The sequence below is a fragment of the Pseudomonas sp. PvP100 genome, assembly GCF_017833055.1.
GTDB classification, from domain to species: Bacteria; Pseudomonadota; Gammaproteobacteria; order Pseudomonadales; family Pseudomonadaceae; genus Aquipseudomonas; species Aquipseudomonas syringae.
In genome coordinates this window covers 1,180,353-1,194,370 of the sequence record NZ_JAFIBO010000001.1, presented here as the reverse complement: position 1 = coordinate 1,194,370, position 14,018 = coordinate 1,180,353, and the positions used below count along the sequence as shown (strand labels likewise).

Sequence of the window (14,018 nt, the reverse complement as noted above, 5' to 3'; positions counted from 1 at the left end):
TCTATTCAATCCATGACTCCTGTCTGGTTCGCGCTTCGACGCGCGGTTCACTTCAGAAGGCTTTTCACCTCAAAAGACCGACCAGTCGACCCTCGCGCTGAGTTTTTCCAGCGCAGCCATACCGACAAGGGAATTGCCCGCTGCGTTCAACTCCGGGGACCACACACAGACTGAAGCACGCTCGGGCACGATCGCAACGATACCACCGCCTACCCCGCTCTTGCCCGGCAGGCCTACGCGATAGGCGAAGTTGCCGGCTTCGTCGTACAGGCCGCTGGTGGCCATGATCGAGTTGACCTGGGTGGCCTGCCGCGCAGTGACGATCTGCTCGCCGCTGTGAGCGCAAAAGCCCTGATGAGCCAGAAAACCGAATGCTTTGGCCAGATCGATACAGTTCATGCTCAGCGCACAATGATGGAAGTAGCTGCGCAGCACTTCTTCCACATCGCCGTGAAAATTGTCGAAGGATTTCATCAGATAGGCCGCCGCGGCATTGCGCGAACGGTGCTGGTATTCGGAGTCGGCGACTTTGGAGTCGGAAGTGATCGCCCGATTACCGCACAGGCGTCGAACGAAGTCGCGCATCGACAGCGACGGTGCTGCGAACCGCGCCTGGTTGATGTCGCAGATCACCAGCGCACCGGCATTGATGAACGGATTGCGCGGCCTGCCCTGCTCGAACTCCAGCTGCACCAGCGAGTTGAATGGCTGGCCAGAAGGCTCGTGTCCGAGACGCTGCCAGATCTCCTCGCCCGAGTGACCGATGGCTTGCACCAGGCTGAACACCTTGGAAATGCTCTGTATCGAAAACGCCGTTTCGGCGTCCCCGGCGCTGAACACCTGACCATCGTTGCCGTACACCGCGATGCCCAGCTGATCTGGCCGGACCTCGCCCAGTGCCGGGATGTAATCGGCCACCTTGCCCTGACCAAGCAAGGGTCTTACTTCATCGAGGATTTCGTTCAGCAGGTCTTGCATGTGTGCGCCCCTTGTTTTGGCTGCGCACACTACACCAACCTCAAGCGCCTCGCATCACTGCGTTGCAGGCTCACGTCTTGTAGTCGGTGTCGTTACGCTCCAGCTCGCGAATCAGGGCATTCCAGTGCCGTGCGACACCCGGCGCATGGCCGTCCTTGATGGCCTTTGCCTGTTGCTCCACCTTGGCAATCACCTCGCGCGGTGGGAACACCAGTTCGGCGTTACCCGCCGACTGTGCCGCAATCTGAATATTGCAGGCGTACTCAAGGGCATGAAGCTGCTGAAACGCATGCTCGACACTCACTCCGCCGGTCAGCAACCCGTGGTTACGCAGGATCATCACGCTTTTGTCACCCAGGTCGGCGACCAGCCGTTCGCGTTCACTCAAGTCCAGCGCAATGCCTTCATAGCCGTGGTAAGCAACCCGGCCGGAGAAGGCAATCGAGTGCTGGGAGATGGGCAGCAGGCCGTCCTTCTGCGCCGACACGGCGATACCGTCACGGGTGTGAGTGTGCAGCACCGCCTGCAGGTCGTGGCGCGCAGCATGAATGGCACTGTGAATCACGTAACCGGCGTAGTTGATACCCAGCCCGGTGGGGTCATCGACAATCGTGCCGTCAATATCGACCTTGACCAGGTTGGACGCGGTGATTTCATCGAACAGCAGCCCGAACGCGTTGATCAGAAAGTGCTCGTCCGGGCCCGGCACGCGTGCCGAGAAATGCGTATAGATATGATCGGTCCAACGCTTGAGCGCCGCCAGCCGATAGGCCGCCGCCAGCTTGACCCGGACTTCCCATTCTTCCGGCGACACTCTGTCGCGCACGCTGCCGCTACCCGACGGCGTCGTACCTGACTGGACTGGCAAAGCGCTGACGTTGCTCATGGTATTGCTCCTGGATGACTTCTGACTGATCAGCAAGACTAGGCGCATGGGGATTCAATTAAAAATCACATTTACTTCTAAGCTAATTATAAAAAATGAGAATATTAAAGTCAGTCCTGCTACCGCCTTTGCACATGTCCACGAAGGTCTATGATTATTTCTAAAGGCTATTTAAATAACTTTTTATATATCGATGTGCTCCAGAGAATTTTAAATCCCCACCGGAACATGGCATGCCGAAGACTGCAAGATTTCTCCCCCTCACAGCGGCCGACGCTCTGCGTAACACGGCGGTTCCGGGATGTCAGATGGATTGAGGCCCGACTCAGGTCACCTTTTCGCCCCTCGGCGAGTCACTTTGATCGGGCCAAAGTGACCAAAGCCCCTGGCTCCGTTTCCGGCCCGACTTCGTCGGGTTCCTTCGCCCTGACACTGATCCGGGGGTCGCCGCAACGGGCCATCCATGGCCCGGTGCGGCTTGCTCGGCGTCCTGCCGAGCATCCCCCGGATCAGCGCCAGGACTCAGCCGTCACTTACGTCGCAATTTGCGTTGTCAGTGCCATTGCGCCAAAAAAGCGCTTTCGTTTATGTGCAGTGCCCAGGAGCAAGGCATAGCGTCGTGTTGCAGCGTCACGAGCTTTATGCAAACGCAACGTATTGGAACGACAGTCAGCGGCAAATCGCGCTACCAGTTATACGTCACCTTGCCGTAGTAATAAGCGCCGCTGTACCCGTAGGGCGAGAATGTGCTGTAGGCCAGGTTGCCGCCGCTGGAGGAGAAGTCGTTGAGCTTCTCCGGGTATTTGTCGGTGACGTTGTCGCCGCCCAGGGTGAAGACCCAGCTCTTGAGTTTGTAGTCGACCGCCAGGTCCAGCAGCCAGGCGGCGCTGAAGGTCTGATCGTTGACCTTGTCGGCCTGATAGCTGGTGAACTCGCCGTAGCGGACCAGATTGGAGTGCAGCGCCCAATTGCCAAACGTCAGGTCATTGCCCAGCGTCAGTTTGTGTTGCGGCGTGGTGTCGCCCAGCAAACCGATGCGCTCCCTGCGGTCTACCCGCACCAGGTTCACTCCCAACTGATCGAGAATCGCCGGGTTGGCCTTCACGTCGGTGACTTTGGTGTGGTTGTAGTTGTAACCCACCGTGCTGTTCCAGCGCACACCGTTGTCGAACTGGTAGCGGTAATTGGCGACCAGATCGACGCCATCGGTGCTGGTGTCCGTGGCGTTGGTGAAATAACGGGCACTGGTGTAGTTGATATCGCCTACGCCATTGCTGCGCAGGTAATTGATGGCGGTGTTATTGAGCACCAGATTGGAGGACAGCGAGATACGGTCCTGAATGTCGATGCGATAGACGTCGGCAGTCACGGTCAGGCTGTCCAGCGGCTGGAGTACCAGGCCCAGGCTGTAGTTGCGGGACTTTTCCGGCTTGAGGTCTTCGGCACCCAACAGTTGTGCAACGTTACTGCCGGCCGGAAACGTGCCCGCTTCCTGGATGGTGTTGCCAATCAGCTGCGACGACGTGAAAGTAAAGTTCTGCTGCGCCAGTGAAGGCGCGCGGAAGCCTGTCGATACGCTGCCTCGCAAGGCCACCTGCGGAGTGAAATCGTAGCGCGCCGAAAGCGAGCCGCTGACATTGGAACCGAAATCGCTGTAGTCCTCGTGGCGGACGGCAGCCGACACACCGAGCTTCTCGGTCAGATTGGTTTCCAGGTCCAGATACTGTGCGAAGTTGTGTCGCGAGTAACTGCCTGCATCCGCCGCGCGGAAACCGCCCAACCCGGAACTGCCGGTCTGGAAATACGACTCTGGCTGCCCTGCCTCGATCTGATAGCCCTGCCGCAGGTACTCCGCGCCAAACGCAACCGATACCGGATAAGGCAGCCACGCTGCATTGAATTCTCTGGACAGGTCGAGGCTCAGTTGCCTCTGATCATTGGTCAGCGTGCCGTTGTAAAACGAGCGCGGCGTGTTCAGCCCCAATGAGGTGTTAATGGTTTTGGTGCGCAGCTCATAAGAGTTTTTGCCATAGTTGGCGGACACGTCGTAGTGCCAGTCATACGCCAGTTCACCGCGCAGGCCAGCGACCAGCGAGGTGTCTTCGAGCGTGCCGTTGATCAGTGGCAGATAGCCGTTTGGATAAATCGCCGCAATGTTATTCGAAGCATTGCTCGGCCGATAGAAAGCGGCGGTTTCACCACGCCGTTTGCTGTAGCCCCCAAAGCTGTAGAACTCCGCCGCATCGCTGAAGCTGTATTCGGCGTTGTACTGCAGCTTGCCCTCGTGTGTCTGTGGCTCGCCCTGGCGAAACACCTGCTGACCGTAAGTGGTGGACCCGACACTGGACGCTCGCAAGTCGTCACCGGCACGGTTGGTGTAGTCATTGTTGGCACCCTCACCGGACAGGTTGAACGTGCCGTTGTCGCCCAGGGCAAAACCGGTATTGCCCGATACTTGGCGCTGAATGCCGTCGCCCTTCTTGTATTGGCCGTACTGGCTGGAAATCGACCCGCCATGGTCGGCGCTCTTGAGAATGATGTTGATCACCCCGGCGATGGCATCGGACCCATAACGTGCCGACGCACCGTCGCGCAGGACTTCGATATGGTCGATGGCCGACAGCGGAATGGCATTCAGGTCGGCAGGTGCCGAACCACGTCCGACCGCCCCGCCCAGATTGACGAAGGCGGATGTATGCCGGCGCTTGCCGTTGACCAGCACCAGCACCTGATCCGGCGAGAGGCCACGCAGTTGCGCCGGACGTGTCAGCTCCGCACCGTCCACCAGGCTCGGCCGAGGGAAATTGATCGAAGGAATCAGACGAGCCAGCACGGCGCCCAACTCGCTGGAGCCGGAACTGCGCAGGCTGTCACCGGAGATCACATCGACAGGCGACAGCGAGGCGCTGGCGGTACGCTCCTGCGCACGGGTGCCGGTCACGATCACTGTACCCAGAGTGGACGCACCCTGATTAGCTTGTTCATCTGTCGCTTCGGCGGCAAAAGCGCTTGCACTGATACCCGCGACGCTCAGCAAATTGGCTGAAAAAATCGCCGTGGCCAATACGCTGCGTTTGAAATTCCCCATACCACTACCCCTTGAAAATCCCTGATCCAGAAACTTTGTTCTGGTTACAACGAGCGATCCGTGCGGCGGACGGTGGCGATCATTACGGTGTCTGATTGATGTTCCGGTAGCCCGATGCGATATAGCTTAATGACATTGATTTAAATATTTAAATACCAATAACGAACAAGCATCTGCATTTGTGTCCGTACTGAAAAATGCTTGCGATGCAGACAAAAAAAGGCCGCACCTGCCTGAGGATGCGGCCCAAAACCGTTGAAGCTGTAGGTGGTATAAATCTGCTACTTGGCAGTGATCACGGACAATTTGGTAATCCCGGCACGTTCGATGGAAGCCATGGCGCGCGCGACTTCTCCGTAGTTGACGCCATTGTCCGCCTGCAATTGCACGCGCACGTCAGGGGTCTTGTCCTTGGCCGCCTTCAGGCTGCTTTCCAGCAAGCCCGGCTGGATTTCGTCCTTGTTGATGAACAGCTTGCCCTGCCCGTCGATGCTCACCACCAATGGGTCTTTCTGCTCCACTGGCGCGACCGATTCGGTCTTGGGCAGGTTGATCGGGATCGAGTTGGTCAACAGCGGCGCGGTAACGATGAACACCACCAGCAGCACCAGCATTACGTCTACCAGCGGCGTGACGTTGATCTCGCTCAGCACTTCATCGGTATCTTGAGTAGAAAAAGCCATCTCAGGAGGCCTCCTTCACGTTCTGCCCGGCGTGGGCGCCCGCAGTGCCGGACTTCAATACCGGATGCAGCAGCACACGGAAGGCGCTCTTCTGCGCCAGGCTATAGAAGTCATGGGCAAAGTCATCCAGATCGGCAGCGGTCAGTTTCAGGCGTCGCAGGAAGTAGTTGTAAACCAGCACTGCGGGCACTGCGACGGCAATACCGACACCGGTAGCCACAAGCGCCGCGCCGATCGGCCCGGCCACCGTTTCCAGGCTCGCAGAACCGGCCGCACTGATGCCCTTGAGGGCCGACATGATGCCCCAGACCGTACCGAACAGACCGATGAAAGGCGAAGTGCTGCCGATGCTGGCGAGGATGGCCAGACCGGTTTCCAGCGAGCGGCGCTCGCGAACGATCTGCTGACGTAATGCGCGCTCAAGGCGGTCCTGATGGTTGATGGACTGACTGAGGTCATTGGCCTGCGCGCCATCCGGCACCTGAATGGCGGCGTAACCGGCCAGGGCGACACGAGCGGCAGCGCCCGGTTGCTCCTGGGCCAGTTGCGCGGCCGAATCCAGACTCGATGTCGCCCAGAACCGCTTGTGGAACTTGCGATCCTGAGACTTCAGACGCGAAAACTGCACGCCCTTGAGCAAGGCCAGGCCCCAGGTCGCGACGGAAAAAAGCACCAGCAGCCAGATGACCGCGTGTTCGATGGATTCAAAAGGCGAAGCAAGTAGATTCATGGCGCAGCTCTCTCTGAACAAAGTCTGAACAAGGCATGGAGTGTGTCGCGATGCGCCTTTGGTTCAGGTAGCTCGCCAGGTCAATCGAATAGCCGGGTTTGATCGTGAAACGTTTTGATCTTGAAGCCTCAGTTGATCTTGAAATCAATGGGCACGCTGACCCAGCCATCCTGGGCTACATCGCCCTGCTTGGCCGGAACGAAACTCCAGCGTTTCACCGCAGCAAGCGCGGCGTCATCAAGCTGCTCGCGGCCACTGCTCTTCTGTATTTGAATCTCGCCGGGCTTGCCGCTGGCCAATACATGCACGCGCAACAGCACAGTGCCTTCCCAGCCGCGACGCATGGCCAGCGATGGGTATTCCGGAGCCGGGTTGCGCAGGTAACCCGCGCTGGCCGAGGCCGGAGTCACTGGCTTTGGTGTGGGCGGCGCGGGTGGCGCAGGCGCGGCGACAGGAGCTGTCGATACGGGAGGTGTGGGGGGCTGTTCAACCGGTTTGGCCACGGGTTTCACGACCGGCTTGACCACCGGTTTGGGCGGCTGTGGCTTGGGCTTTGGAATCGGTTTGGGCGGCGGCGGTTTGACGGCCAGTTCGTCCTCGACAGCAGGTGGCGGCTCGACCACCGGTTGCACGACAGGCTCGGGCGGTGGCGGCGGTGTTTCCACAACCGGTGGCGCAGGCTGGGAAAACTCGATGGTCATCGGCGGGATTTCAGGTGGCACAACCGGCAACGCCGGCGTCGGGTTCTGGCTCAGCCAGTAAATAATTGCGCCATGGAACACCAGCGCCAGCGCACCGAGCAAAATGGCTTCGCGCCGTCCGAGAATCGGCTTGGGGGTGCTTTGCAACCGCGATAACGCCAGCGGCGCACGGAAAGGACGCCCCAGATCGACCAGGTCGCCACTCGGCGTCTGGCGCCAAGGCACGTCATGTGCACTGGCTGCGGTCTGGACATTGCCCATTGATACACTCCTGCATTTTCATGATAAAAATCCAGGTTCTGTTGGTATCAGTCACCTTCCTTAGGCCGATGTGGCGAGGCAATCATCGCCGAAAGAGCTTTGTTCCTGAAAAGAATATTTGGTTCGCCGGTTAGATCCTAAATGCATATAGGAGGCGGACGTTCCGCGTTCGCTTTTGAACGTGCAGTGAGGCACAGAGTTGTGACGCGGAGCGTCACGAAAGGCATTCCCACGCTGGAGCGTGAGGAACGATAGGCGTCATGTAGGCTGTGCCGGCCTCTTTGCGAGCAAGCTCGCTCCCACAAGACCGGTTTATAACGATGAGTGCCCAGCGTCCGATGCTGCAAGCCTCAATGGCCGCTGTGATCGCCGTGGCTGCTGTGCTCGTCGCTGGTCAGTGACTTGGCGACTGCGGTGACCTGGATCGATTGCTTCGCGCCCTTGGCGTCTTCCACGGTCAGGGTCAGAGGCACCTGGTCGCCCTCTTTGACCTGGGCGGACAGGCCCATGAACATCACGTGGTAGCCGTCGGAATCGAGCATCACCGGTTTGCCAGCCGGCAGGTCGACCGAGTTGACGCGCTGCATGCTCATCACATCGCCTTTCATGCTCATCTCATGGATCTGCACGGTTTTCGCAACAGGTGAAGCAACGTCGACCAGCTTGCTGTCCGTGTCCGCAGTGATGCGCATGAACGCGCCCGTGGCTGACTGGCCCGGCACGGTGGCACGCACCCAGGCGTCGTCGACGTGTGTTTCGGCCAGGGCCTGAGCGCTCAGGCCCAACAGCGAAAGGGTCAGCAACAGCGGTTTTGCGACGTTACGAATCAGAACGGTCATCAGCATACTTCCATCAAAGTGAGCAGATCTTCGGTGCATTGTTGGGCGGACAGCCTGTGCGACAACCCCAGGCGCAATACACCGCGGGTGTCGTAGACGTAACTGGTGGCGGTGTGCGAGATCGTGTAGGTGTCACCCAGTGGGACCTTCTCGAAGAATACGCCGAACTCCTTCGCCGTTGCCGCCGTTTCTTCAAGCGTGCCGGACAGTGCAACGAAGGTCGGATCGAAGGCCTTCACATAGGCGTCGATCACTTCGGGCGTATCGCGCTCCGGGTCCAGGGTAATGAACACCACCTGCAGCGTCTTGCCCTCCTCGCCCATCAGCTTCCTGATCTGTGCAGCTCGCGCCAGCGCGGTGGGGCAGATGGCCGGGCACTGGGTGAAACCGAAGAAGATCATCGGCATGAGGCCGCGAAAACTCGACAGCGTCTTGACGTTGCCTTGCGAGTCCTTGAGCCGGAAGTTGCGGCCGACAATCTCGTTGCTCATGTCCTTGCCGTGCTTGAACGGCAACGCATTGGAGCTGCCGCAGCCGGTCAGCAGACCAAGGCTCAACAACGAGAGACCTGCGACCACCTCGCGGCGTGTCAGATGTTGCGTCATGTCTTGCGTCCCCTGAGGATAAGGCGCGTGGGTTCAGACAAATTCAAAGGCGGCGAATTTACCACTCAAGGACCATGGGGAATACCGCCAATCCTGTATCAAGGCATGAGCAGACGCGCAAACGTCGCGCTCATGGGCTGCAATAGGTCATGCGACAAAACAGCACAGGCTGGCTTATCGTGCCGCCGCGCCCTGCAGGAAAAACTGGGTCACCAATGCGCCCATGCCGACGCGTGCCACACGGCCGCGGCGTTCGGCGTCGACCATCCCGGAGAGCAGCGCTGCGAACATTTCGGTAAGGACGGCGGCACCGACGTCGATCCGGAACAGACCTTCACGCTGACCGCGCAGGAAAAATGCATCCAGGGCGTCAGAGTAAGGCAACCAGCGGCGCCCCCCGCTGCTTTCGTCGAGCGAATCCGGGCGCCACTGAAATACCAGAAAGACCAGCATTTCGCGGTGCATGAGGTGGTTATCGACCAGCCGCTGAAGTGCTTCCAGCGGCGGAGCATGCTGCAGATCCGCGTCGGCAACCATCTGGTTCATCAGGTCCGAGGCGTGATTGAGCAGCAGTTCCACGAGATTGGCGCGAGTACCGCAGAAGCGGTTGAGCGTCGCCTTGCTGACACCAGCCGCCTGAGCAATATCCTTGAGCGTACCGTTGGAATGGTCGACCAGCGCAACGGCCAGAGCCTTCAGAAATTTGTCGTCAGCAGGTAATTCCATTGGGTACGTCTTCAACTCGTATAAGTGGCGGGCGGCGCATTGTGCAGAAACCTTACCGCGTTCTCAAAGCCTATACACAATTAGTCACTAAAGCCTCATGTGAGTCAATATTGACTCATCGCCTTTCAGAGTGGATCATTCGCGGCTTTAGCATCTGATGGCTGCGGCCGGGTGAATGATGAGTAGTTTCAGCGATTGGCGTGTCTTGCCTGCAGTAGCCCTGCTGGCAGCGTTGGGTCTGGCCGGGTGCGAGCAGAAACAGCAGCAGGATCACGCTGCATCGAAAGCGCCCAAAGAGGTGGAAGCCATTATCGTCAGCGCCGAATCGTTCACGCTCGTTGACGAATTGCCCGGCCGTATCGAACCGGTGCGTGTGGCGCAGGTTCGCGCCCGGGTGGCCGGTATCGTGCTGAGCCGCAACTTCGAGGAAGGCGCCGACGTGAAAGCCGGCGCAGTGCTGTTCCAGATCGATCCGGCGCCATTCAAGGCCGCGCTGTCCAAGGCGCAGGGAGATCTGGCACGGACTCAGGCCACGCTGTTCGAGACTCAGGCCACGGTCAAGCGCTATGAGTCGCTGGTGGAAATTGAAGCGGTGAGTCGCCAGACCTTCGACACGGCCCGCTCCGCGCTGCAAAACGCTGTTGCAGCGAAGCGTTCGGCCGAGGCCGATGTTGAAACAGCCAGGCTGAACCTGAGCTATGCCACCGTCAAGGCGCCGATTTCAGGCCGCATTGGCCGCGCTATGGTCACCGAGGGCGCGCTGGTCGGTCAGGGCGAAACCACGCTGCTGGCAACCATTCAACAACTCGACCCGGTCTACGCCGACTTTACCCAGCCGGCCGCCGACGCCTTGCAGATGCGCGCCGCGATACAGGAAGGCCGCTTGCCCAAGGGCGGCGAAGACGCGTTGTCACTGAGTGTCGACGGCACCGATTACACGAGCACTGGCACCCTGCTGTTTACCGATGTCGCAGTAGACCGGACTACCGGCCAGGTGTCGTTGCGTGCGCGCTTTGCCAATCCCAAGGCCGTGCTGCTGCCCGGCATGTACGTGCGGGTACGCACACCGCAACGCGTTGACAGCAACGCCATTCTTGTTCCGCAGCGCGCCGTTCAGCGCTCCGGTGACGGTGCAGCCCGCGTGCTGGTGATTGCCCAGGACGGCACGGTCGAAGCGCGTCCGGTAAAAACCGGGGCGATGCAGGATTCGCGCTGGCAGATCACTGAAGGCCTGAAGGCAGGCGAACAGGTCATTGTCGGCAACATGACCGGGCTCAGCGCCGGTGACAAGGTCGCCCGCAAATCGCCCTCCGCCCAGCCGCAGCCCAAGGCGCAATAAAGCCGCCTTCAGCGCGACCGAGGATCACTGTCCATGTCTCTCTTTTTTATCAAGCGCCCTAACTTCGCCTGGGTACTCGCCCTGTTCATCTTGCTCGCCGGGTTGATGGCTCTGCCGTCTTTGCCTGTGGCGCAGTACCCGGACGTGGCGCCACCGCAGATCACCATCACCGCAACCTACCCCGGCGCATCCGCGAAAGTGCTGGTCGATTCGGTGACCAGCGTTATCGAGGACGAGCTCAACGGTGCCAAGGGGATGCTGTATTACGAGTCGACCAGCAACTCGACCGGCAGCGCGGAAATCAACGTGACGTTCGTGCCGGGCACCAACCCGGACCTGGCTCAGGTCGAGGTACAGAACCGTATCAAGAAAGCCGAAGCACGCTTGCCGCAGACGGTACTCAGCCAAGGCCTGCAGGTCGAACAGGCCAGCTCCGGTTTTCTGTTGATCTACACACTGAACTACAAGGACGGCGCGGCCAACAAGGATACCGTCGCGTTGGCCGACTACGCGGCACGCAACGTCAATAACGAAATAAGCCGGGTGAACGGTGTCGGCAGACTGCAATTCTTCGCTGCCGAAGCCGCGATGCGGGTATGGATCGATCCGCAGAAGCTGGTGGGTTTCGGCTTGTCCATCGACGACGTGAATGCCGCCATCCGGGCGCAGAACGTGCAGGTTCCAGCAGGCAGTTTCGGCAGCAGCCCGGGCTCGTCATTGCAGGAGTTGACCGCCACCCTGGCGGTCAAGGGCACTTTGGACAACCCGGAAGAGTTCGGGCGCATCGTTCTGCGTGCCAACGAGGACGGCTCTGCGGTGCACCTGTCCGATGTGGCGCGGGTGGCGGTCGGCAGCCAGGATTACAGCTTCGAATCACGCCTGAACGGGCAACGGGCCGTCGCCGGTGCCGTTCAGCTGTCGCCGGGTGCCAACGCGATCCAGACGGCCAGAGCCGTCGAGCAGCGGCTCACCGAGCTGTCGGTCAATTTCCCGGAAGGCGTCGGGTTTTCGATACCGTACGACACCTCGCGCTTCGTTGACGTGGCGATCGACAAGGTGATCTACACCCTCGTTGAAGCCATGGTGCTGGTGTTTCTGGTGATGTTCCTGTTTCTGCAGAACATCCGTTACACGCTGATCCCGACCATCGTGGTCCCGGTGTGCCTGGCAGGGACACTGGCGATCATGTACCTGATGGGCTTCTCGGTGAACATGATGACCATGTTCGGCATGGTGCTGGCCATTGGTATTCTGGTCGACGACGCCATTGTGGTGGTGGAAAACGTCGAGCGGATCATGGCTGAAGAAGGCCTCTCTCCCGCCGCCGCCACGGTCAAGGCGATGCAGCAGGTTTCCGGGGCGATTTTCGGCATCACGCTGGTCCTGGCCGCCGTGTTTCTGCCACTGGCGTTCATGGGCGGCTCGGTCGGGGTCATCTACCAGCAGTTCTCGCTGTCGCTGGCCGTGTCGATTCTGTTTTCGGGTTTCCTGGCCCTGACGTTCACCCCCGCGCTGTGTGCCACGCTGCTCAAGCCGATCCCGGCCGGGCACCATGAAAAGCGGGGGTTCTTCGGTGGTTTCAATCGCCTGTTCGGCACGTTCACCGACCGTTACGAGCGGGTCAGCTTCAGCATGATCAAGCGCGCCGGCCGCTACATGCTGCTGTACCTGGGTATCGTCGGTCTGCTGGGCTTTTTCTACCTGCGTCTGCCGGAGTCCTTTGTGCCCGTGGAAGACCAGGGCTATCTGATCATCGACGTGCAGCTGCCTCCCGGTGCCACCCGTTCGCGTACCGACCTCACCGCGCAATTGCTTGAGAACTACATGCTGTCCCGCGAAGCCACTGGCGCGGTGACCATGCTGCTGGGGTTCAGCTTCTCGGGCATGGGTGAAAACGCGGGTCTTGCGTTCCCGACCCTGAAGGACTGGTCGGAGCGCGGCAAGGGCCAGTCGGCGGCTGAAGAAGCGGCGGCGTTCAACCAGCATTTTGCCGGGCTCGGCGACGGCACGGTGATGGCAGTGACGCCACCGCCTATCGACGGCCTGGGCACCTCGGGCGGCTTCTCGCTGCGTCTGCAGGACCGCGCAGGCCTGGGCCGTGAAGCCTTGCTGGCGGCACGCGACAAGCTGCTCGGCGAGGCCAACGGCAACCCGAAGATTCTCTACGCGATGATGGAAGGCCTGGCCGAAGCGCCGCAATTGCGCCTGAACATCGACCGCGAAAAAGCCCGTGCGCTTGGGGTGAGTTTCGAGTCGATCAGCAACGCCCTGTCCACCGCCTTCGGTTCCTCGGTGATCAGTGACTTCGCCAATGCCGGACGTCAACAGCGCGTGGTCGTGCAGGCCGAGCAGAGTTCGCGAATGACCCCGGAAAGCGTGCTCAAACTCTACGTGCCCAACAGCAGCGGCACGCTGGTGCCGTTGGGTGCCTTCGTTTCGACACACTGGGAACAAGGCCCGGTGCAGATCGCACGCTACAACGGCTACCCCGCGTTCAGGATTTCCGGCGACGCAGCGCCGGGGGTCAGTACCGGCGAGGCCATGGCTGAAATCGAACGGATCGTTTCCGAGCTGCCGCAAGGCATCGGTTACGAATGGACCGGCCTCTCCTATCAGGAAAGACTCGCCAGCGGCCAGGCGGTCGGACTGTTCGGCCTGGCACTGCTGGTGGTGTTCCTGCTGCTGGTCGCGCTCTATGAGAGCTGGGCGATCCCGCTGGTGGTGATGCTGATCGTACCCGTCGGCGCGCTGGGTTCCGTGCTGGCCGTGACGGCCGTCGGCATGCCCAACGATGTGTATTTCAAAGTTGGCCTGATCACCATCATCGGGCTGGCGGCGAAAAACGCGATTCTCATCGTCGAGTTCGCCAAGGAGCTGTGGGATCAGGGCCATTCACTGCGCGACGCGGCACTTCAGGCTGCGCGGCTGCGCTTTCGGCCGATTGTCATGACCTCGCTGGCCTTCATCCTCGGCGTGGTGCCGCTGACCCTCGCCACCGGCGCGGGGGCTGCGAGCCAGCGCGCCATCGGTACAGGTGTTATCGGCGGCATGCTCAGTGCAACGTTGCTGGGCGTGGTACTGGTGCCGATATTCTTCGTCTGGGTGTTGTCCGCGCTGCGCCGCAAACCGCATGCGCAACAGATTGCCGACGATCAGCAACTGTCTGAGAAGTGATAGCCAAG

The 14,018-nt window shown here is 60.1% G+C and carries 11 protein-coding genes; 2 read left to right on the top strand and 9 right to left on the bottom strand.

What is annotated here, in order from left to right:
* Positions 1-69: 69 nt before the first annotated feature.
* From glsB to JOE39_RS05230, 9 genes are all read right to left on the bottom strand, one after another.
* Positions 70-978 carry a glutaminase B gene (gene glsB, locus JOE39_RS05270; RefSeq protein WP_004404077.1) on the bottom strand — a complete coding sequence of 303 codons (909 nt, stop codon included), beginning with the start codon at positions 976-978 and terminating at the stop codon, positions 70-72.
* A gap of 70 nt (positions 979-1,048) precedes the next feature.
* Positions 1,049-1,864: a class II aldolase/adducin family protein gene (locus tag JOE39_RS05265; protein WP_003409879.1), complete on the bottom strand. Its 816-nt coding sequence runs from the start codon at positions 1,862-1,864 to the stop codon at positions 1,049-1,051.
* A 685-nt stretch (positions 1,865-2,549) separates the two neighbouring features.
* Positions 2,550-4,952, bottom strand: a complete 2,403-nt coding sequence (locus JOE39_RS05260; protein ID WP_122219801.1) for a TonB-dependent receptor — start codon at positions 4,950-4,952, stop codon at positions 2,550-2,552.
* 281 nt (positions 4,953-5,233) lie between these two features.
* On the bottom strand, positions 5,234-5,635 hold the full coding sequence (locus JOE39_RS05255) for a biopolymer transporter ExbD (RefSeq protein WP_003317853.1): 402 nt from the start codon (positions 5,633-5,635) through the stop codon (positions 5,234-5,236).
* Between the two features lies 1 nt (position 5,636).
* A complete protein-coding gene (locus JOE39_RS05250) occupies positions 5,637-6,365 on the bottom strand; it encodes a MotA/TolQ/ExbB proton channel family protein (RefSeq protein ID WP_010410572.1) in 729 nt (242 codons plus the stop codon).
* Between the two features lie 128 nt (positions 6,366-6,493).
* The gene (locus JOE39_RS05245) at positions 6,494-7,327 is read right to left on the bottom strand and encodes an energy transducer TonB (RefSeq protein WP_210077736.1); all 834 of its coding nucleotides are present in this window, start codon (positions 7,325-7,327) and stop codon (positions 6,494-6,496) included.
* A gap of 350 nt (positions 7,328-7,677) precedes the next feature.
* Entirely contained in the window at positions 7,678-8,172 is a 495-nt protein-coding gene (locus JOE39_RS05240; RefSeq protein ID WP_010410565.1) for a copper chaperone PCu(A)C, read from the bottom strand.
* On the bottom strand, positions 8,166-8,771 hold the full coding sequence (locus tag JOE39_RS05235) for an SCO family protein (protein ID WP_003424002.1): 606 nt from the start codon (positions 8,769-8,771) through the stop codon (positions 8,166-8,168). The genes JOE39_RS05240 and JOE39_RS05235 overlap by 7 nt, the downstream gene beginning before the upstream one ends.
* Before the next feature lie 174 nt (positions 8,772-8,945).
* Positions 8,946-9,497, bottom strand: a complete 552-nt coding sequence (locus JOE39_RS05230) for a LacI family DNA-binding transcriptional regulator (protein ID WP_003317850.1) — start codon at positions 9,495-9,497, stop codon at positions 8,946-8,948.
* A gap of 178 nt (positions 9,498-9,675) precedes the next feature.
* Between JOE39_RS05230 and JOE39_RS05225 the strand changes: the two genes are divergently transcribed.
* Both JOE39_RS05225 and JOE39_RS05220 read left to right on the top strand, forming a co-directional pair.
* On the top strand, positions 9,676-10,836 hold the full coding sequence (locus tag JOE39_RS05225) for an efflux RND transporter periplasmic adaptor subunit (protein WP_210078655.1): 1,161 nt from the start codon (positions 9,676-9,678) through the stop codon (positions 10,834-10,836).
* Positions 10,837-10,869: 33 nt separating this feature from the next.
* On the top strand, positions 10,870-14,010 hold the full coding sequence (locus tag JOE39_RS05220) for an efflux RND transporter permease subunit (RefSeq protein ID WP_057445373.1): 3,141 nt from the start codon (positions 10,870-10,872) through the stop codon (positions 14,008-14,010).
* Positions 14,011-14,018: the final 8 nt, after the last annotated feature.

Excerpts from the sequence above, each read along its gene's own strand:
- glsB (WP_004404077.1), bottom strand. The coding sequence starts at position 978 with ATGCAAGACCTGCTGAACGAAATCCTCGATGAAGTAAGACCCTTGCTT.
- JOE39_RS05265 (WP_003409879.1), bottom strand. The coding sequence starts at position 1,864 with ATGAGCAACGTCAGCGCTTTGCCAGTCCAGTCAGGTACGACGCCGTCG.
- JOE39_RS05260 (WP_122219801.1), bottom strand. The coding sequence starts at position 4,952 with ATGGGGAATTTCAAACGCAGCGTATTGGCCACGGCGATTTTTTCAGCC.
- JOE39_RS05255 (WP_003317853.1), bottom strand. The coding sequence starts at position 5,635 with ATGGCTTTTTCTACTCAAGATACCGATGAAGTGCTGAGCGAGATCAAC.
- JOE39_RS05250 (WP_010410572.1), bottom strand. The coding sequence starts at position 6,365 with ATGAATCTACTTGCTTCGCCTTTTGAATCCATCGAACACGCGGTCATC.
- JOE39_RS05245 (WP_210077736.1), bottom strand. The coding sequence starts at position 7,327 with ATGGGCAATGTCCAGACCGCAGCCAGTGCACATGACGTGCCTTGGCGC.
- JOE39_RS05240 (WP_010410565.1), bottom strand. The coding sequence starts at position 8,172 with ATGCTGATGACCGTTCTGATTCGTAACGTCGCAAAACCGCTGTTGCTG.
- JOE39_RS05235 (WP_003424002.1), bottom strand. The coding sequence starts at position 8,771 with ATGACGCAACATCTGACACGCCGCGAGGTGGTCGCAGGTCTCTCGTTG.
- JOE39_RS05230 (WP_003317850.1), bottom strand. The coding sequence starts at position 9,497 with ATGGAATTACCTGCTGACGACAAATTTCTGAAGGCTCTGGCCGTTGCG.
- JOE39_RS05225 (WP_210078655.1), top strand. The coding sequence starts at position 9,676 with ATGAGTAGTTTCAGCGATTGGCGTGTCTTGCCTGCAGTAGCCCTGCTG.
- JOE39_RS05220 (WP_057445373.1), top strand. The coding sequence starts at position 10,870 with ATGTCTCTCTTTTTTATCAAGCGCCCTAACTTCGCCTGGGTACTCGCC.